Origin of the sequence: Pseudomonas sp. NPDC089569 (genome assembly GCF_050280625.1) — a bacterium.
In the GTDB taxonomy this organism is placed as follows: Bacteria; Pseudomonadota; Gammaproteobacteria; order Pseudomonadales; family Pseudomonadaceae; genus Aquipseudomonas.
Genome location: NZ_JBNNVQ010000010.1, coordinates 98,729 through 118,655 on the forward strand (window position 1 = coordinate 98,729; position 19,927 = coordinate 118,655).

Sequence of the window (19,927 nt, forward strand, 5' to 3'; positions counted from 1 at the left end):
GTTGACGACCATCGCGAGCTTGCTCGCTCCTACAGGGGTCGCGTGTGAGTCCGGTGAAGATCAACAACGCATCGATTTTCATGGCAAAAAGCACCCGTGAAGCATTCAATTGACAAGATGACCCGTACCGATGAGGTGTCGGGTCATCCAGCGGTACCGCCCGCTTCGTAGGCGCCGTTACACCGACTCATGTGCAGGACACCTTGATGAACGCATCACCGACCGGCAGCGATGCCCAGGCCCTGATAGCCCGACTGGACTGGGCGAGCAGCCCGCTGGGCGAAGCCAGTCACTGGCCACAGAGCCTGAGAACCGCCGTGGACATCGTGATCCATTCGCCCATGCCGATGCTGCTGCTCTGGGGGCCGCAACTGACGCAGATCTATAACGACGGCTTCGCCCTGCTGGCCGGAAACAAGCATCCGCAAGCGTTCGGACAACCGACACACCAGGTCTGGCCGGAACTCAAAGACTTCACCGACCCGATTTACAGCGCCGTCCTGCAAGGTCAGGTGCGCTCCTACAGCGAACAGCGCTTTACCCTGCAGCGTGATGGCAAGGATTCCGACTTCTGGCTGGACCTGACCTACAGCCCTATCCGCGACGAAAATGCCGAGGTGGCCGGAATCCTGGTCACCGCCATCGAAACCAACGAGCGCCGGCGCATTGCGCGCGAACTGGAGCAACGCTCGGCCGCCAGTCTCAAGGCGCAACAGGACATCGAGGAGCGCCTGCAACTGGCGTTGGCCGCCACCGACACGGTCGGCACCTGGGACTGGGATATCGGTGAAGACCGTTTTATCGCCGACGCTCAATTCGCTCAATTGCACGGCATCGATCCGGCGCTGGCCAGTCAATTGCCGATCAGTGCCTACCTGCACGCTGTCCACCTCGAAGACCGCGCGCTGATCGCCCGCAGCATCAAGCACTGCATCACTCACAGCACCGAGTACGCCGAGGAATATCGCTTGCTGCAAGCCGATGGCCAACTGCGCTGGGTGTTCGCTCGCGGGCGCTGCTACAAGGACCATCATGGCCGGCCAATCCGCTTCCTCGGCGCCGCCCTGGACCTGACCGAACGCAAGAACACCGAGCAGGCCCTGCGCCAGAGCCAGACCGAGCTGCAACTGATCATCAACGCCATGCCGATCCTGATCAGCTATGTCGACCGCGAGGAACGTTTTCGCCTGAACAACTCGGCCTATCTGGACTGGTACGGCCTGACGCCCCAGGAGCTCTATGGCCGCACCATTCGCGAAGTACTGGGCGATGAAGCCTATGCCCTGCGTGCCGAGCACATTGCCCAGGCCCTGAGCGGCAAGCCTTGCTGTTTCAGCATCAACACGCCGCACCGCGACGGCAGCATCCGCCATGCGCTGATGAACTACTTGCCGCGCCATGGGGCGGATGGCGCAGTGAACGGCTTTTACATTTTTGTGATCGACGAAACCGAGCGCAAACGCACCGAGCAAGCCCTGCTCAACCTCAATGAAACCCTCGAAGAACGGGTCGCCGCGCGCACTCAGCAACTGGCCGAGACCAACCAGCGCCTGCAGAACGAAATGTTCGAACGTGAACGCGCCGAAGACGCGCTGCGCCATGCGCAGAAAATGGAAGCGGTCGGCCAGCTCACCGGCGGTATCGCCCATGACTTCAACAATATGCTCACCGGAATTATCGGCAGCCTGGACCTGATGCAGCGCTACATTGCCGACGGGCGCACGGCGGAAATCGGTCGCTTCACCGAGGCCGCCGTGTCTTCGGCCAACCGTGCTGCTGCGCTCACCCATCGATTGCTGGCGTTCTCCAGGCGCCAATCGCTGGACCGCAGGCCGATCAATCCCAACGACCTGATTCATTCCCTGGAGGATCTGCTGCGCCGGACCAAGGGCGACCACATCGAGCTCAAGTTCCAACTGGCCGAGGACGTCTGGTCGGTCAGCACCGATGTCAGTCAGCTGGAAAACGCCCTGCTCAACCTGGTCATCAACGCTCGCGACGCCATGCCTGAAGGTGGCGAACTGTGCATCGAAACCGCCAACGTCTACCTCGACAGCAGCGACATCAACACCCTCGAACCGGTCAAGGCCGGCGACTATCTGATGATCGCCGTCAGCGACAACGGCACCGGCATGACCCCGAAGGTGCTGGCCAAGGCGTTCGATCCGTTCTTCACCACCAAGCCCATCGGCCAGGGCACGGGGCTTGGTTTGTCGATGATTTACGGCTTCGCCCAGCAGTCCGGCGGGCATGTGAACCTGTTCAGCCTGCCGGGTCAGGGCACCAGCGTGCGCCTGTATTTGCCACGTCTGCACGTGATCGAAGAGGAAAACGTATTGCCACCGGTGATCGGCGAAGCGCCACCGGCGATTGCCGGGGAAACCGTGGTGCTGGTGGAAGACGACCCAGCGGTGCGCATGCTGGTGCTCGACCTGCTCAAGGAGCTGGGTTATCGCGCCCACGAAGCCGAAGATGCCAAGACCGCCCTGCCCTTGCTCGAATCAGGCCTGCGAATCGATCTGCTGGTGACCGATGTCGGCCTGCCGGGCATGAACGGCCGGCAACTGGCCGAGATTGCCCGCCAGCACCGCCCCGGACTCAAAGTGCTGTTCATGACCGGTTACGCGCAGATGGCTGCCGAACGCCAGGGTTTCCTCGAAGAAGGCATGGACATGGTGGCCAAACCCTTTTCCGTTGATCTGCTGGCCAACAAGATTCGCCAGATGATCGGCCAACCCCGGTGAGTTAGGGCATAATCGCGCGCCCCGCTGCCCCCATCGTTGCAAGGTATCTGCCCATGAAAGCTCAAGCCCGCCACATTCTGGTGAAAACCTCGGAAGAAGCCGAACAACTCAAGCAACGCATCGCCAAGGGCGAAGCCTTCGATGTGCTGGCCAAGAAGTACTCCACCTGCCCTTCCGGCAAACGTGGCGGCGACCTGGGGGAGGTGCGTCCAGGGCAGATGGTCGGCGCCATCGACGCCGTGATCTTCAAGAAACCGCTGCGGGTGGTGCATGGGCCGATCAAGAGCAAGTTCGGTTATCACCTGGTGCAGGTGTTTTTCCGCGATTGAGCGGTTGGCTTTAGAGCCTCATCGCGGGCGAGCCCGCTCCCACAGGATCCTTGGTGTAGCCGCTATCTGAGGCAGTGCACAAATCCTTGTGGGAGCTGGCTTGCCAGCGATCCGATGGCGCAGCCAGCGGCCATCCGACGCTATTTCGGAATCAGTGCCCCAGGCACCTGAATCACCCGGCTCGCCAACCGATGCCCCGCCTCTGCCGCCTCCACCGGGCTACCGCCCTTGAGTCGACTGGCCAGGTACGCCGCACTGAACGAATCCCCTGCCGCGGTGGTGTCCACCACCCGCTCGACCTTCTGCGCCGGTACTTCGTATGACTCACCGCCACAGCGAATCAGGCAGGCCTCGGCGCCCCGCTTGAGGACCACCTCCGGCGTGCCGATCTGCTCATAAGCCTCGAATACCGCCGCGCAATCGGCAAAGTGGAATAACGCCTGTTCGTCATCGACGGTCAACAATGCCAGGTCGATGTGCGGCAACACACTGCGATACGCCGCCCGCGCGTCCTCCACCGAGGCCCACAGGCGTGGCCGATAGTTATTGTCGAAGACGATCCGCGCATCGCGCTGGCGGGCCTCGATCAGCACTTGCAGCAATTTTTCTCGTCCCCGCTCGCCCAGCACGGCCAGGGTGATGCCACTGAAATACAGCACGTCGTAATCCGGCAATGCCGCCAGGATCGGCGCAGCGGCCGGGGTGGTGAAGCAATCGCGCACCGCCGCTTCATTACGCCAATAAAGGAAACGGCGCTCACCGGCGGCGTCGGTCTGGATGCAATACAAACCCGGCAAGCGGCCGGGCAGTCGCTGGACCATGCCCAGGCCGATGTTTTCCGCAGCCCAGCTCTGGCACATGGCATCGCTGAAACTGTCATCGCCCAGCGCGGTGACGTAGTCCACGGCACCGGCCGTGCCCAGTTCCCGGGACAGGTAGACCGCAGTGTTCAGGGTATCGCCGCCAAAGCTCTGTTGCAGACTGCCGTCGGCGCGATGTTGCAGCTCTATCATGCACTCGCCGATCAGGGCGATGCGTGGGGTGTCGGGCCCCAGGTTACCGATGGTGTTCATTGATGTGGGCGCTCTGGTAGTTCGCAGTTGTCTGATCGGGCGTCTTCGCGGGCGAGCCTCGCTCCTACAGACAATGAGATCTCGTAGGAGCGAGGCTTGCCCGCGAAGGCCACGCCGCGGTCTGAAGGCTTAGAAACAGGTTTCCATGGTCTCGATGACGTTCAGTTGCTCATCCACCAGGCACCCCGTGCGCCATTTGTCGAACGTCAGGCACGGGTGCGACGTACCGAAGGAAATGATGTCGCCCACGCGCAACTCAACACCGGGCGCCACATTCATGAACGCATGCTGGTCCATCACTGCCGTCACCTTGCAGGCGCTGACATCGTCGCCCGCAGCGGGCACCACGCCGGCCTTGTAGCGCAGCAATGGCACCGGCAGGCCGGCGTCGTAGGCCACATCGCGCTTGCCCAGGGCAATCACCGCGAATCCCGGTTCCGGCAACGACTGCACATGCGCCCAGACTTCCAGCGCCGGACGCAGACCTTCATGCAGGTCGCTGCGGCGGTCGAGCACACAGCATTGCGCCTCTTTGTAGATACCATGGTCATGGGCCACATAGCTGCCCGGACGCAGGACGCTGAGGAAGCGCCCGCCCGCGTTCTGCGCCTCGAACGACTCGGCGATCAAGTCGTACCAGGCCGACCCGGATGCCGTGATGATCGGTTTGGCGATGGCAAACGCGCCGCTGTCCTGCAACTGCACGGCCAGACGCACCAATGACGCGGCGAAATCGCGGATGCCCGTGACCGCGTGATCGCCATGAATCACCCCTTCGTACCCTTCGATGCCGGTCAGGGCCAGTGCCGGCTGCGCGGCAATGGCCTTGGCCAGATCGAGAACTTCCTGCTCGCTGCGGCAGCCGCAACGACCACCGACCACGCCGTACTCGATCATGACGTTGAGTCGCACGCCACGCGAGGCGAAGTAGGCGCCCAGCTCGGCCACGTTGTCCGGGTGATCGACCATGCAATAAAAGTCGAATGACGGGTCGGCCAGCAGGTCGGCGATCAATGCCATGTTCGGTGTGCCCACCAGTTGGTTGGCCATCAACACCCGACGCACACCGTGAGCGTAGGCGGCACGGGTTTGCGTGGCGCTGGCCAGGGTAATGCCCCAGGCACCGGCGTCCAGTTGGCGGCGGAACAGCGCCGGGGTCATGCTGGTCTTGCCGTGGGGGGCCAGTTCCGCACCGCTGTTGCTGACAAAGTCCTGCATCCAGCGGATGTTGTGCTCCAGCGCCTGGCGATGCAGCACCAGCACCGGCAAGCTGACGTCACGCACCAGGCTGGCGCCGATGCGTGCAAAACCTTTTTCCACGGCGGCGGTGTTCGGGGCAGAAGACATGTTCGGACTCCTCATCCACGCGGCTGCGGGGCAGCCGCTGTTATTCGTTGATGCGACGGGCCAGGCTGTTCGCGCTGTCGATCAGCACCCGGCGGTAGTCGTTGTAATTGGTTTTCGCATCGGCCCTTGGGGCGACGATGCAAAGGGTAGCAATGGCCACGCCGTCCGGGTCTTTGACCGGGGCGGCGAAGCAATGGGTAAAGGTGTCGGCAACACTGTCGAACGAGAAGAAACCGTCAATGCCGGCCTGGCGGATTTCCTTCAGGAACTGTTCCAGTGGCAGGCGCTCGCCGTTGGGCAGGATGAAGTCGTCGTGGTCGATCAGGTCGATGATCTCCTGGTCGCTCAGGTGTGCCAGCAGCAGGCGCCCAGAGGCCGTCCAGGGGATGGGCGCGTTCTCGCCGATGTCCGAGGAAATACGAAAATGCCGCTCGCCCTCCTTCATCAACGCCACCGTGTACTTGCGTCCGTTGAGCAGGCACATCTGGGCGGTTTCACGGGTCTGGCTGACGATGTCCTGCAAGGCATGATCGGCCTCGCGACTCAGGTCGAAGTGGCGCAAATGTGCCTGACCGAGGAAATACAGCTGACGGCCGAGGTACACGTGACCGTCCTTGCCGACCGGCTCCAGAATCCGCCGCTCCAGCAGCGAAGCCACCAGTTCGTAGACCGTGGATTTCGGGCTGCCGATGCCGTTGGCGATGTCGTTCGGACGCAGCGGCTGGCCGATCTCCTTGAGGTAGTCGAGGATATCGAACGCCCGGTCCAGACCGCGTGCCCGGCGCTTGATGGTGTCTTCGGTCATTTCAGTGGTTCCCATTCAAAGTGCCGGGAGTTTACCCAGAGTGCTGCGTCGACCGTAAGGCCGCCATCGCGGGCAAGCCCGCTCCCACAAAGTGCTCGGTTGCCCACAAATGTTGGTTACACCCCGGAACCTGTGGGAGCGGGCTTGCCCGCGATGGGTACGACTCGGTTTCAGGCCTTTTTCTTGTACGCAATGCAGTCGATCTCGACCTTGCAGTCGACCATCATGCTTGCCTGCACACAGGCCCGGGCCGGTGCATGCTCAGGTTTGAAGTACTCGGAGAAAACCTTGTTGAAACTGGTGAAATCCCGCGGATCGTCCAGCCATACGCCAGCGCGCACCACGTCTTCCAGGCCATAGCCTGCTTCTTCGAGGATCGCGATCAGGTTCTTCATGGTCTGGTGGGTCTGCTCGACAATACCGCCAGTAATGATCTCGCCGTCCACCGCCGGCACCTGCCCGGACACGTGCAGCCAGCCATCGGCTTCAACGGCGCGGGCAAAAGGACGAGGCTGGCCGCCAGCGGCGGTGCTGCCGGTGCCGTAACGAGTAATGCTCATGGGTATGTCTCCTGCTTGAAAATCAAAGGATCAAAAACGCGTGCTTTTGAGAAATTCCGCCAGTCGTGGCGATTGCGGGCGCTCGAACAGTTGCTTGGGCGGCCCCTGTTCTTCGATACGCCCCTGATTCATGAAGACGATCTTGTCCGACACCTCGAAGGCAAAGCGCATTTCGTGGGTCACCAGCAACATGGTCATGCCGTCCTCGGCCAACCCCTTGATGACGCTGAGCACTTCACCCACCAGTTCCGGGTCAAGCGCCGAGGTGACTTCGTCGAACAGCATCAGGCTCGGGTTCATCGCAATGGCCCGAGCAATCGCCACCCGCTGCTGCTGGCCGCCGGACAACTGGCCGGGATAGTGATCGCGGCGCTCCAGCAACCCGACCCGCTCCAGCCATTTTTCCGCCAGCGCCACGGCCTCGTCCTTGTGCAGTTTTTTCACCTTGAGCAAACCGAGGGTGACGTTCTGCAATGCCGTCAGGTGCGGGAACAGGTTGAACTGCTGGAATGCCATGCCGGTCATGGCGCGATGGCGGGCAATGACTTTTTCCGCGTGCCGCACGCGCTTGCCATCGATCTCGTCATAGCCGATGGATTCGCCGTCGAGCAGGATCTGCCCGCCCTGGAACTCCTCGAGCATGTTCACGCAGCGCAGCAGCGTGGTCTTGCCCGAACCGCTGGAGCCGATCAGCGTTACGACATTGCCGCGTTGCATGCTCAGGTCGACGCCCTTGAGCACTTCAAGCGGTCCGTATTGTTTATGCAGGCCACGAATGTCCAGCAGGGGTTGGCCGTTCTGTACAGGATTTTGAGACTGATTCATGGCAAAGCCACCCGCTTTTCAATGTGCCGGCCGAGTAACTCGATGCCGTAGTTGATGACGAAAAACAGAAAACCGGCGAACAGGTAGAACTCCAGGGTCATGAAGGTCCGGGCGATGATCTGCTGGGTACTGAGTAACAGCTCGGCGACACCGATCACCGACAGCAGCGTGGAGGCCTTGACGATCTCTGTGGACGAGTTGACCCAGGTCGGCAGAATCTGCCGCAATGCCTGAGGCAACAGCACATAACCCAGCGCCTGATAAAACGTCAGGCCAATGGCCTTGCTCGCCTCCATCTGTCCGCGTGGCAATGCCTGCAACGCACCGCGCACGATCTCGGCCACGTGGGAGCCGCAGAACAGCGTCAACCCCAGCGCACCGGCCTGGAACGCACTGATCTGCCAGCCCAGCGCCGGCGCCATGTAGAAGCACGCCAGCACCAGCACGAACACCGGCGTGCCGCGGATCACATCGACGTAGAAACGAAACGGCGCACGCATCCAGAACCTGCCGTAGGTCAGCACCAGCCCGGCAAAAACGCCGACCAGGGTACCCAGCAGGATCGCCAGCGCCGACACCTGCACGCTGGTCACGAAACCTTGCCACAGGGGCTCGCGTGCCACCCACAATTCACTCAACCAACCGGGGGATTCGTACATGAGGCCTCCTATCGGCGGATCGCCAGACGCTGTTCGAGATAACGCAGCATCATGGCAATGAGGTAACAGGCCGCGACATAGAGCGCCGTGGTCACCAGCCAGGTCTCAATCACCCGGTAGCTCTCGACATTGATCTTGCGCGCGTAATAGGTCAGCTCCGGCACGGCGATCGCCGCTGCCAGCGAGGTGTCCTTGAACAGCGAAATGAAGTTGTTCGACAAGGCCGGCAGTACATTGCGCAGCATCACCGGCACCGTGACGTAGGCCTTGACCTGCCACTCGCCCAGGCCGATGGCCAGGCCGGCTTCGCGCTGCCCCTTGGGAATGCTCAGCAGGCCACCGCGAAACACCTCGGTCAGGTAGGCCCCGGCATACAACGACAGGGTAATGATGAACGAGGGAATCTTGTCCAGACGAATCCCAAGGCTCGGCAAAGCGAAGTAGATCAACAGAATCAACACCAGAATCGGCGTGTTACGGATCACCGTGACGTACACCGATGCCAGCACCCGCAACGCGCGATGCTTCGATAACAAAGCAAACGCCATCAGCAGGCCGATCACGCAGCCGATCGCGATGGACACCAGCGCCAGTTCCAGGCCCAGACCGAGCCCTGCCAGCAAGGTGTCGAAATCGCGCCACACGGCGGCAAAGTTCAACTGATAGTTCATGGTCGGGAGTACCTTGAGCGGGGCGCGTCTTGGCGCCCCGCTCTCACGGGATCATTTGAATTCGACAGGGAAGCCAATCGCCGGCGAAGGCAGGTCTACACCGAACCACTGCTTGAAAGACGCCGCGTAGGTCGGAAACTCAACCCCGGTCATGGCCTCATGCAGGGTCGTGTTGACGAAGTTCAGCCAGTCCTGGTCGCCGCGCTTGACTGCGCAGGCATAGGTCTGCGGGCTCCAGGCGTAGGCCGGGCTGCGGTAGCGGCCGGGGTTTTGCACCATCAGGTATTTCACCGACGACTGATCGGTGGCCGCCGCGTCGGCGCGGCCGGAGTTCACGGCCTGGTACATCAGGTCGACACTGTCGTACTGGTCGACCTTGGCCTTGGGCAGCGCCTGGTGCACCAGTTCTTCGGCATAGACGTTTTGCAGCACCGCCACGGTCAGGCCATCGCCGGCGGCCTTCATGTCATCGATTTCCTTGTACTTGCTGTTGGCCGGCAACAGCAGGCCGACACCTTCGCGGTAGTACGGCAGCGTGAACGCCACCTGCTGCGCGCGGCTGGCGGTCACGGTGATGAACTGGCAACTCATGTCGACCTTGTCGGTCAGCAGGTTGGGAATACGGGCGTCGGACGACTGCACCACGAACTCGACCTTGCTCGGGTCATTGAACAGCCCCTTGGCCACCATTCTGGCGATATCGATATCAAAGCCCTGCAACTTGCCGTCCGCGCCCTGGAAATGCCACGGCGCATTGGTGCTGCCGGTGCCTACAATCAATTTGCCGCGGGCCAGGACGCTATCGAGCTTGCTGTCCGCCGCCTGGGCCACGCCCACGGCAGCAACAGAAGCTGCGAACAAAAGAACACATGCTTTGAACACGGATGGTCGGTGATGCATGGCAAGCACTCCAGAATGTTGTTTATTCCGCTATACCGGAACATGGTATGTAACAACGGAATAGACAGCAGAAAGTGTGCCACAGGATGTGCAGCGAATGCATGGAAAATCGAAAAGTGTTTTGAATCAGAGGGATGTGTGTCGACACGCGAAATGCGTTACCGAACGCACGACTTCACAAGCGCTACCGTTGGCTACAACGGGCGGGTATCAAGTTCACAATCGGGGCTTTGATGACCATTACCGTGCGGAGTGGCATGGTTGGTTGAATTGACAGTAGGGGCTAGCGCTGACCTGCTTCCCTGTAGACATCGTTGCGCTCTCTTTTCCCCACGGCTATCACCGTTACCACCAGGACCTCGTCCCTTACACGGTAAACCATGCGATAGCCGGCGCTGCGAAGCTTGATCTTGTAGGCATTGCCAAGGCCACTGAGCCGATCTGCGGGCACATGCGGATTGACAAGTCGCTCCCCAAGCTTTCTTTTGAACTGCTCCCTCAGATTATCTCCAAGCTTTTTCCACTCTTTCCAGGCTTTATCCGAGAACTCCAGCTCATAGGTCATCGATTGAAACCTTTATGGTGGGATCGTTCTCTCGCTCCTTGCACAGTGCAATCAACTCAAGGTCCTCCAGACGATTCATCATGGCTTCATACTCTTTGGCGGGAACGCAGTAGAAAGCCGGTTCGTTGCGGTTAAGGATCGCAACAGACAGTCCACCGCCAGCGGCAACCGTACCCATCGGGTTTTTCTTCAATTCTGAAATGCTCGCCACGACTTGCGACAGCACGATATGTGTCATGTAAATGTTCCTTGAAGTGCTTTTAGAGATACTGAAAATAGCACCCTGGAGCAGGTTTTAGCTCTACCTTGCTGGCAGAAAATATTTGCCCCTCTCAATCCTTTCCTGCCTGTTCATGACAGTGAACTTCGACGGACGCATCGAAAATATCATGCCCGTGCCTTACTCAAGTCGGCACTTTCTGTAGGTCGCGTCCTGAGAGAGACAGATAAAAACCCGCATCCATGTGTGAATTTTTTCTGGATCACTGACTGCTCTCCCGCACTTGAGCGTTTTCTTCGACGACTGCTGCAATAGTCGCCCTGGAACACGAACGACCCACCTGCCCCTCATTGGACAACCCCGGGTCCGACTGCTTTATTCAATGTTCAAGTGATAAACAGTCTTAACAGCTGCGTCGTCGCTTACGGCGTGTGTTGTCCCAGGAGGGTTCATGTCTTTCAAAGTCATGATGGTGTTCGGAACACGCCCGGAGGCTATCAAGATGGCCCCGCTGGCTCGGGTTCTGCGCAACTGGCCAGGTATAGAACTGAACATTTGCTCCACCGGCCAGCACCGGGAAATGCTCAAGCAGGTGCTCGACTCCTTTGAACTGGCCGTCGATGAAGACTTGCAGGTGATGACCCAGGGCCAGACCCTCAACGGCCTGTCCGAACAGTTGCTGGCCCACCTCGACAACGCCTACGAACGGGTGCAACCGGATATCGTGCTGGTTCACGGTGACACCACCACCAGCTTCATTGCCGCCCTCGCCGCCTTCAACCGTCAGCTGCCCATCGGTCATGTCGAGGCCGGCTTGCGCACCGGCAATCTGCGGGCGCCCTGGCCGGAGGAAGCCAATCGGCATCTGACCGGGGTCATCGCCGACCTGCATTTTGCCCCGACCATCAAGGCCGAGGAAAATCTGCTGCGCGAAGGCGTGCCCAAGGCCAACATCGAGGTGACCGGCAACACCGTGATCGATGCGCTTGTCTGGATGCGTGATCATCAGCAAACGACCCAGTGGCACCCGGCCGCCGACTCGCCGCTGGCAGTGCTGGACGATAACCGGCGCATGGTGCTGATCACCGGGCATCGCCGGGAAAACTTCGGCGGCGGTTTTCGCAACATTTGCCTGGCCCTGGCCAGCCTTGCCGAGCGTTACCCCGACGTGCAGTTCGTCTACCCGGTGCACCTCAATCCGCAGGTGCAAAACGCGGTGTACAGCGTGCTCTCGGGCAAACCCAACATCTATCTGATTGCTCCGCAGGATTACCAGCATTTCGTCTGGCTGATGGGCCGTTCGCACTTCATCCTGACCGACTCCGGCGGCATTCAAGAGGAGGCTCCGGCCATCGGCAAACCGGTGCTGGTGCTGCGCGATGTCACCGAACGCCCCTCCGTGCTCGAAGGCGGCACTGTGTTGCTGGTCGGAACCGACACCGACCGCATCGTCAGGCATGCCAGCCAGTTGCTTGACGACGACGCCACATTTGAACGCATGAGCCGCGTGTACACGCCCTTTGGCGACGGCCACGCCAGCGAGCGCATTGCCAACCGCCTCGGTGTCTGGCTCAAGCAGCACGCCAGGGCGGGTAAAGCGGTATGAGTCTGGGTCTTGTCGATTTTTTCGCCTATGTGCTGTTCGGACTCAAATACCTCGCAATCACCCTGGCCCTGCTGATGTTCCTGCTCGGGCTCGATGACTTGTTCATCGACCTGGTGTATTGGGGCCGCAAGTTCATCCGCCGCTGGCGAATCTACGAAAAATTCAAACGCGCCGATGAAGAACGGCTCTATTCCATTGCCGAAAAGCCGCTGGCGATCATGGTCCCGGCGTGGAACGAAGTCGGTGTCGTCGGCGAGATGGCGCGCCTGGCGGCCTCGACCATCGATTACGAGAACTATCAGATTTTCGTCGGGACCTACCCCAACGACGCCGAGACCCAGGCCGACGTCGATGCTGTCTGCCTGCACTATCCCAACGTGCACAAGGTGATCTGTGCCCGGCCCGGCCCCACCAGCAAGGCCGACTGCCTGAACAACATCATCGACACCATCCTGCGCTTCGAAAGCGAGGCGAAAATCCAGTTCGCCGGTTTCATCCTTCACGATGCCGAGGACGTGATCTCCCCCATGGAATTGCGCCTCTATAACTACCTGTTGCCCGCCAAGGATCTGATCCAGATACCGGTCTACCCCTATGCACCGGAATGGAAAGGTTTCACTGCCGGGCATTATGTCGATGAGTTCGCCGAAAACCACGGCAAGGACGTCATCGTGCGCGAGGCGCTGACTGGCCAGGTGCCCAGCGCCGGTGTCGGCACCTGCTTCAGCCGCAGGGCCATCAGTGCGCTGCTGGAGGATGGCGACGGCATCGCCTTCGACGTGCAAAGCCTGACCGAAGACTACGACATCGGTTTTCGCCTAAAGCAGAAAGGCATGAAGTGCATCTTTGCCCGCTACTCGGTGACCGACCCCAAACTGGCGCTGGAACAGCCCTGGGTGTTCGGCATGAACCGCGCCTTTTCCCAGGTGATCTGCGTTCGCGAACATTTCCCCCGGGATTTGCAGCACGCCGTGCGGCAAAAATCCCGCTGGATCGTTGGTATCGTGTTCCAGGGCACCAAGAATCTGGGTTGGAGCCCCAAAGGCTTGCTCAATTACTTTCTGTGGCGTGATCGTCGCGGGCTGATCGCCTATCTGTTGAGCTTTCTGGTCAACCTGCTGTTTCTGGTGCTGCTGGTGATGTGGCTGGTGACGGTGATCGCCCCGAATGCCTGGCGATACCCTTCGATCCTGGCTGACAGCACCCTGCTTTCGGTACTGCTTTGGCTCAATGGCCTGATGCTGCTTAACCGGCTGTTCCAGCGCGGCTGGTTCGTCACTCGCTATTACGGAATCGTCGAGGGTTTGCTGTCTGCACCGCGGATGATGTGGAGCAACTTCGTCAATTTCTTCGCCAATATCCGCGCGCTGCGTCAGGTCATGGAAATGGGCGATTCTCGCCGCGTGGCCTGGGACAAGACCACTCACGAGTTCCCGGCACTGACACAGGCGCAACGCACGCCGCTGGGCCAACGCCTGGTGGAAAAAGGCCTGATCACTCAGGAGCAGTTGGAAGCCGCCATCACCAACCCGGTGCGTCGTCGCCTGGGCCACGAACTGCTGCTGCGCGGGCACATCGACACCACACAACTGGTGCAGACCCTGGCCGAACAACTGGACCTGGAATGGGCGCCGCTGAACCCGTTCAAGATCGACAGGCGCCTGATCGACGCGGTGCCGCGCAAGATCGCCACTCACTATGGCGTGCTGCCGGTGGCCGAGGAAGGTGCCGAACTGGTGCTGGCCTCCGAGGGCCCGGTGAGCCAGGTTTCGCTGGGGGCGATCAGCCGACAGTTGAAACGTCCGGTACGTTGCCGCCTCGCGCCTCAAGGGCGGGTCACGCTTGGCATTCGCTACTGGTATCCCGGTGCCCGGCAGAACAAGGATGTGCAGCACATGCTTGAAGTACTTGAACGTCATCAGGACGATGAGGCCTTGCTGGAGCGCATCAGTCACCATCAAGTGCTTTTGGGCACCTTGTTGCAAGTGCGGGGCATGGTGCCTGCGTCTTTGTTCAATCAGGCATTGATCGATTTCGACGCCGAGCACATGTCGCTGGGCGAACACCTGATCTCGCGCGGCATGATTACCGGGCAAATCCTCGAGCAGGTCCTGGCCATTCAGGCCAGCGAACAGCAAGCCGCTTACCGCATTGTCCGGGAGGTCGAATGAAGCCTGGCAAACGTCATGCCCTGCTCGTCGGCAGCCTGTTATTGAGCCTCGGGACGACACTGTGCACCGAGGCAAAGCCGTTGACCGAGTTCGAACAATTCCGCAGCTTTCCCTACATGGACCGCAGCTACCGCGAGGCGAAGAAAGGTAATTGGGGCGAAGTCGAACGCCTGATGCGTCATCTGCTGGCCAAGGTGCCGAACAACGATGAAGCACGGGCGCTGCTGGTACAGGCGCTGGCCAAGCAGCGGCGCTACAAGGACGCGGTGCAAGCGCTGCCCGACAACCCGCAAAACAGCGCCGCCCTGCTCAACCTGCGCCTGACCTGGATCGAGCAGGACCCGCCCGGCAGCGATCAGGTTGAACAATGGATCGCCACCAGCAACCTCAACCAACGCATTCAACTGTGGCAGGCCTACAGTCTGAGCCTGGCCAAGTTCGGCGGCGCGGGCCGGGCCCATGACTGGCTGGCGCAACTGGCGCCCAAAGGCGATGAAAGAATTTTGCACATGGCCCGCGCCAACTGGTCAGAACAGTTACGCGACTGGAACGGCACCATCGAGCAACTGGCACCGCTGGCCGCGAGCAAACAGCTTGACGCCGACGGTTGGCAACGACTGGCCAACGCTTATGTGCAGCGCCTCGACGAGAAGCCATTACAGCAACTGCTGCAACAGGCACCCAACCCGCAGGCGGCGCGTAAGGCGCGACTGGCGATGGTCGACCGGGCGATTGCCATGGGGCATCCCGAACAGGCACAACGCTGGATGCAATCGCTGCCACCGGAGGATCTTGCCGACCCTGCCCTGCGTCAGCGGCTATGGGAACTGGCGCGACAAAACGGTGACAGCGAAACGGTGCAGCGCCTGAGCGGCGAGTTGCAGCGACCTTGCCTTGAGACCACCGATTGGCTGTCTCGCCATGACCCGCAAGCGGCACGGGTGCAGTTGCATCAATGTCGTCCGGAAGTAGATCCGCAAGCCTGGCTGGTCCTGGCCCAGCGCCTGCAAGCCACCGACCTGCTGCAAAGCACACGCTTGCCACAGCCCTGGGACAGTCGTCGGCAAGAGCAACTGCTGGACGTCTGGCAGCAAGAGGGGCAAAACGACAAGGTCATGGCCTGGCTTGCCAGCCAGCCGCAAACCGCCGATGTGGTCAAACGGCGCGCCGAAATGCTGCAGGCCCGAGGCCGCAACAGCGAAGCCGCGACGCTCTGGGAACGGCATTACCAGCAGACCGGCAGCCTGCGTTCACTCGATCAGGCCAGCTACCTGGCGCTCAACGCCGGGCAACGCGAACACGCGCAGCAGCTGCTGGAAAACGCCTTTGACCGCCACGCAGGAAAACTGCCGGCCGTCCTGCTGCAGCGACTGGCGGGACTCTACGCATCCTCGACACCGACACCGGCGCAACAGCAGCGCATAACGACAATGGTCAACCGCGTCGATCCCGACACTCGCGGGCAACTGCTGGCGCAACTGGCAGAAAACGGCCAGTGCACAGCCGTGCGACAGGCCATCGGCGATCACCCGCAAACCGCGGGCGATTTTCGCGCGCTGGGACGCTGCGCCATGCCGGATCGGCCCGGTGAAGCCGTCGTCTATTACCAGCAGGCCGAAAGACTCGGTGACCAGGGCAGCCGTCTGCCGTTGGCCTATGCCCTGGAAGCGGCCGGGGATTCCCTTGGCGCCCTGGCCATCTGGCGCCGCATTCCCGATGCCGAACTGAGCGACAACGCCCGCCTCACCGCCAGTCGCAGCGCCCTGAACGCGGGCGATCCGGCCACCGCCGAACGTTACTGGCAACAAAGCCGCAGCCGTGGTGCCAATGAATGGGCCCTGGGCGCTGCGATTGCCGACGCCAGGGGCGATCATGGGCTGGCCCTGCAACGCCAACGCTCGGCACTGCAACAGTCGCCGGATGCCGGGCATTTCTATGCCGCATCGGTCACCGCACAAAAGGCCGGCGACAGGCAACAGAGCACAGCGTGGTTGGCCGAAGCGGTGCGCCGCGACCCGAACAATCCGCGTTACCGCGCCGACTACGGTATGCGCCTGGCCGGGGTCGACACCCGCGAGGAACGGGCACGCGCCATTCCTTACCTGCAAAGCGCTACCCGGGACTTTCCGGAAGACTATCGCCTGGGCGAAACCCTCGCCTGGCGCTATGACGAGGCCGAAGACAGCGCCTCTGCGCGCAAGGAACTGCGTCGGGTCATAGATCTGGAACAGAACCCGGTAGCGGCCGACGACGAAGACGGCAGCATGGAGGCGCGCCGCTACCGTCAACGCCGCGCTCACGAAGGTCTGTCCCGCCGCGACACCCGCACCGTGGCCAGCACCTGGTCGCCTGCCGGCGTATCGACCAACGACTTCCTTCGCCCAGACGAAACCACTGGTACACGACGCAGGGCTTCGTCGCAGAACGTACAACTGGCCATGTGGGACCATGCCCTGGGTGAAGAACCCAGTCGCGCCGGTCGCACGCTTTCGGTCTACGGACGCGTCCTGCTCGGTGGCGAAGGTCGTTCCAGCTATGCCGAGTCCATCGCCACCGGTGTCGGCCTGCGCTACAAGCCCTGGGGCACGGCGAACATCAACTTCTATGGCGAGATCTACAAGCAGAGCCAGTTCGATGATCAGGACAATGACGGCCTGAGCCTGGGCCAGATGCTGATTCCCGAAAAGCTGCTGGACCAGGCCAATGACCATCGCAAGGACGGCCACACCAGCACCGATTACCTGCTGCGCTCCACGGCCTCATTCCTCGATCAGGGCCGCTTCCGCAACGACTGGCGAGTCGATGAAAGTGACTGGGAAGAGCGCTTCCTCTATCTGGATGCAGCATGGTGGACCAAGGCCGGCGACCATCAATGGCTGTCGCGCTTCCAGCAAGGGCACACCTGGAAGCTACCGTTCAACGGCGCGCAAACCCTCATGCCCTATGGTTTTCTCGAGTTCTCCAGCCAGGACCCGAGCAATGACTGGCGCCAGGACCTGCGCACGGGCATCGGCTTGCGCTGGCAATGGTGGTTCGACGACGACATCTACAACGCCTACCGCGCGCACCTGTCGGTCCGTACCGAGTACCAGCAATCGCTGGGCGGCAATCTGTATGAAGGCGGCAACGGCGTGTTGCTGGGCGTGGAGTTGAATTTCTGATGATGCGACTGCTATGGATTGTGTGCCTGTTGCTCAGCACTGCTCTGGCCCGCGCCGATGAGCGGATTTTCTATCAGCCGCTGAATGTGGATAGCCGACTCAGTGAGACGCAATGGCGGCAAGTCTGGCGCGACACGGCCAGTCAAGGCGCCCGCACACTGATCGTGCAGTGGACCGCCTATGGCGATTCAGACTTCGGCGGTGCCAACGGTTGGCTTGCCAACAGCCTGAAACTGGCCCGTGAGCAGGGCCTGGAGCTGGTGCTCGGCCTGCACATGGACCCGGCCTATTACCAACGCATCGATGAGCTCGACAGCGCGGGGTTGTCGACCTACTGGCAAGCGCAATTGGGCCAATCGCTGGCTCAACAACAGAAACTGCGCAAAGACTGGAAGCTGGCGGTCAGTGGCTGGTATCTGCCGCTGGAGCTGGATGACCTGCACTTTCTCGCGGTCGATCGACGGCAAACCCTGCAACGCCAACTCAAGGATTTTGCCGGCAAGCTCGACGCGCCCTTGCACGTCAGCACCTTCAGCGCGGGCAAACTGGCGCCGCAGGTCAACGGACAATGGCTGGGCGAACTGGCTGGAGCCGGTATTCAGGTCTGGTGGCAGGATGGCGCCGGCACCCGGCGGTTACCGCCGCTGGTACTCGACGGATACGCCAGCGCACTGCCCTGCTCCGTCGGTATCGTGCGCGAAGCGTTTCGTCAGGTCAGCGCCGATGGCGCGCCTTTTCGCGCCGAACCTGCCAGCCTGAACACCTCACCTGCAGGTTGCCATGCCACTGCGGTGTTCTCCCTGCGCTACCGGCCATGGGGCAAAGTCATTCTCGATAACCAACGCCAGAGCCAGGCCGCCGATGTACAAAACCATTGAAGACGAAGTCCTGAAAAAATCCGCACCGGCCGCGTTGAAAGCCGAATTCCTCCAGCATGAATTTGAACGCCTGCACAAATTCTGCGTCCTGATCTACATCGCCAGCATTGCGGTGTGGATTGTCTACGACCTGATTCTCAGCTTTCTTGGCAGCCAGGCCTTCACCTGGCGTTCGCTGGTGTTCATCGGTGCCTACGCGATCATTCTTGTCATGTTGCTGTTCACCCGTGACGTGCGGCATTTCCAGAAACTGAACCTGCTGTTCATTTTCATCATCGCGCTCGGAATGCGTTTGCTGATCGAAGGTGTTCCCGGAGAAGAACAGGCGGCCTGGCTGCTGCTGGCGGCAGCGACCACACTGTTTACCGCCTCGGTGCTGCCGCTCAGTCGCGGGTCTTACTTTGCCGCCCAACTCGTCACCTGGATCTTTCTCAATCCTTTCTACAACACCGGCATCGAAACCCACGAACTCAAGGGCGTGATGGCCCTCAGTTACTCGGCGTTCATCTGCGCACTGACCCTCTACAGTTTCATTACCCTGCGCAAAGCCAAGCTGTACAACTTCATCATGTCCAAACTGCTGCTGGACCAGGCCTACCTCGACACCCTCACTGAAATCCCCAACCGCCGCTCGTTCATGGCCCGCGCCGACAAACAACTGCACGCGCTGCCACGCGAGCACGATCATTACCTGGCGATGATCGATATCGACAATTTCAAGAAGGTCAACGACGTCTACGGCCACGACATCGGCGACGAAGTGCTCAAGCGCATCGCGGCGGACATCAAGGCCGTGATGCACCGCTTCGAATACGCCCGCCTGGGCGGCGAAGAGTTTGCCATCTACCTGGCCGGAATACGCCGCGAGGATGCCGAAGCACTGGCCGGCGAACTATGCCGCACAGTGCGCGAACAAACCACACAACACCCGGTGACCATCAGCATCGGCCTGGCCCGCGTGCTGGATAACGACACCTTGAACCAGGCACTGGTCAAGGCCGATGAAGCGCTGTACGAGTCCAAGCATACGGGGAAGGATCGGTATACGTTTCATCGGGAGGTTTGATGGGGGCCTGAGCGGGCCTCATCGTAACCAGATTGAAAGTCCTGGGGCGCACGCAACTTCGAAAACGCCGGAACATTGTAGGAGCGAGGCTGAACTGGTCAAGTAATTCTGGACACCAGTTAAGGTTTTCACGCCGCCAATTTCTCCATAGCTACCGGCGATCGGTAGCCGTTGTAGCTATGGAGCCTGACGTTGTTGTAACGCATCACATAACGCTGAATATCTACCCGAGCTTCATGCTCGGAGCTGTAACCGTCTTCTGGCACCCATTCTGATTTGAGGCTGCCAAAGAAACGCTCCATCGGGGCGTTGTCCCAGCATTCGCCCTTACGACTCATGCTTTGCAA

Annotated in this window: 18 protein-coding genes; 7 read left to right on the forward strand and 11 right to left on the reverse strand. The window is 60.8% G+C overall.

All coding sequences use genetic code 11. The annotated features are described in order from the left end of the window. Positions 1-206: 206 nt before the first annotated feature. Together ACQKP2_RS07555 and ACQKP2_RS07560 are read left to right on the forward strand one after the other, a co-directional pair. Positions 207-2,744 (forward strand): PAS domain-containing protein, encoded by a 2,538-nt coding sequence (locus ACQKP2_RS07555; RefSeq protein ID WP_427575636.1) that lies wholly within the window; start codon positions 207-209, stop codon positions 2,742-2,744. Between the two features lie 53 nt (positions 2,745-2,797). Further along, positions 2,798-3,073 carry a peptidylprolyl isomerase gene (locus ACQKP2_RS07560; RefSeq protein WP_368558263.1) on the forward strand — a complete coding sequence of 92 codons (276 nt, stop codon included), beginning with the start codon at positions 2,798-2,800 and terminating at the stop codon, positions 3,071-3,073. A 140-nt stretch (positions 3,074-3,213) separates the two neighbouring features. Here the strand turns inward: ACQKP2_RS07560 and ACQKP2_RS07565 are convergent, their stop codons facing one another. The 10 genes from ACQKP2_RS07565 to ACQKP2_RS07610 form a co-directional block, all read right to left on the reverse strand. Beyond that, a complete protein-coding gene (locus ACQKP2_RS07565; RefSeq protein ID WP_427575637.1) occupies positions 3,214-4,146 on the reverse strand; it encodes a sugar kinase in 933 nt (310 codons plus the stop codon). Between the two features lie 129 nt (positions 4,147-4,275). Further along, positions 4,276-5,493, reverse strand: a complete 1,218-nt coding sequence (locus tag ACQKP2_RS07570; RefSeq protein ID WP_427575638.1) for an amino acid deaminase — start codon at positions 5,491-5,493, stop codon at positions 4,276-4,278. 40 nt (positions 5,494-5,533) lie between these two features. Then, on the reverse strand, positions 5,534-6,298 hold the full coding sequence (locus ACQKP2_RS07575; RefSeq protein ID WP_427575639.1) for an IclR family transcriptional regulator: 765 nt from the start codon (positions 6,296-6,298) through the stop codon (positions 5,534-5,536). 170 nt (positions 6,299-6,468) lie between these two features. Continuing rightward, positions 6,469-6,858, reverse strand: coding sequence for a RidA family protein (locus ACQKP2_RS07580; RefSeq protein WP_427575640.1), 390 nt, complete (start codon positions 6,856-6,858; stop codon positions 6,469-6,471). A gap of 30 nt (positions 6,859-6,888) precedes the next feature. Then, positions 6,889-7,683: an amino acid ABC transporter ATP-binding protein gene (locus tag ACQKP2_RS07585; protein WP_427575641.1), complete on the reverse strand. Its 795-nt coding sequence runs from the start codon at positions 7,681-7,683 to the stop codon at positions 6,889-6,891. Beyond that, the gene (locus ACQKP2_RS07590) at positions 7,680-8,342 is read right to left on the reverse strand and encodes an amino acid ABC transporter permease (RefSeq protein ID WP_427575642.1); all 663 of its coding nucleotides are present in this window, start codon (positions 8,340-8,342) and stop codon (positions 7,680-7,682) included. The genes ACQKP2_RS07585 and ACQKP2_RS07590 overlap by 4 nt, the downstream gene beginning before the upstream one ends. Positions 8,343-8,350: 8 nt before the next feature. Further along, complete coding sequence (locus ACQKP2_RS07595) at positions 8,351-9,013, reverse strand: amino acid ABC transporter permease (RefSeq protein WP_007941741.1); 663 nt, start codon at positions 9,011-9,013, stop codon at positions 8,351-8,353. Positions 9,014-9,064: 51 nt separating this feature from the next. Then, positions 9,065-9,913 carry a transporter substrate-binding domain-containing protein gene (locus ACQKP2_RS07600; RefSeq protein ID WP_427575643.1) on the reverse strand — a complete coding sequence of 283 codons (849 nt, stop codon included), beginning with the start codon at positions 9,911-9,913 and terminating at the stop codon, positions 9,065-9,067. A 283-nt stretch (positions 9,914-10,196) separates the two neighbouring features. Beyond that, entirely contained in the window at positions 10,197-10,478 is a 282-nt protein-coding gene (locus tag ACQKP2_RS07605; RefSeq protein WP_427575644.1) for a type II toxin-antitoxin system RelE family toxin, read from the reverse strand. Beyond that, complete coding sequence (locus ACQKP2_RS07610) at positions 10,468-10,716, reverse strand: type II toxin-antitoxin system Phd/YefM family antitoxin (protein WP_427575645.1); 249 nt, start codon at positions 10,714-10,716, stop codon at positions 10,468-10,470. Before ACQKP2_RS07610 ends, ACQKP2_RS07605 begins: the two co-directional genes overlap by 11 nt. A gap of 433 nt (positions 10,717-11,149) precedes the next feature. Here ACQKP2_RS07610 and wecB point away from each other — a divergent pair, with 433 nt between their 5' ends. The 5 genes from wecB to ACQKP2_RS07635 are packed head-to-tail and all read left to right on the forward strand — an operon-like array spanning position 11,150 to position 19,580. Beyond that, positions 11,150-12,304 carry a non-hydrolyzing UDP-N-acetylglucosamine 2-epimerase gene (gene wecB / locus ACQKP2_RS07615; RefSeq protein WP_427575646.1) on the forward strand — a complete coding sequence of 385 codons (1,155 nt, stop codon included), beginning with the start codon at positions 11,150-11,152 and terminating at the stop codon, positions 12,302-12,304. Next, entirely contained in the window at positions 12,301-14,475 is a 2,175-nt protein-coding gene (gene nrfB / locus ACQKP2_RS07620) for a cyclic di-3',5'-guanylate-activated glycosyltransferase NrfB (protein WP_427575647.1), read from the forward strand. Before wecB ends, nrfB begins: the two co-directional genes overlap by 4 nt. Then, positions 14,472-17,636, forward strand: a complete 3,165-nt coding sequence (locus ACQKP2_RS07625; RefSeq protein ID WP_427575648.1) for an NfrA family protein — start codon at positions 14,472-14,474, stop codon at positions 17,634-17,636. The genes nrfB and ACQKP2_RS07625 overlap by 4 nt, the downstream gene beginning before the upstream one ends. Next, positions 17,636-18,514, forward strand: coding sequence for a DUF4434 family protein (locus ACQKP2_RS07630; RefSeq protein WP_427575649.1), 879 nt, complete (start codon positions 17,636-17,638; stop codon positions 18,512-18,514). Before ACQKP2_RS07625 ends, ACQKP2_RS07630 begins: the two co-directional genes overlap by 1 nt. Beyond that, the gene (locus tag ACQKP2_RS07635) at positions 18,498-19,580 is read left to right on the forward strand and encodes a GGDEF domain-containing protein (RefSeq protein WP_427575650.1); all 1,083 of its coding nucleotides are present in this window, start codon (positions 18,498-18,500) and stop codon (positions 19,578-19,580) included. Before ACQKP2_RS07630 ends, ACQKP2_RS07635 begins: the two co-directional genes overlap by 17 nt. A 128-nt stretch (positions 19,581-19,708) precedes the next feature. Here ACQKP2_RS07635 and ACQKP2_RS07640 read toward each other — a convergent pair. Then, a partial coding sequence (locus tag ACQKP2_RS07640; RefSeq protein ID WP_427575651.1) for an integrase core domain-containing protein occupies positions 19,709-19,927 on the reverse strand: 219 nt, incomplete at its 5' end.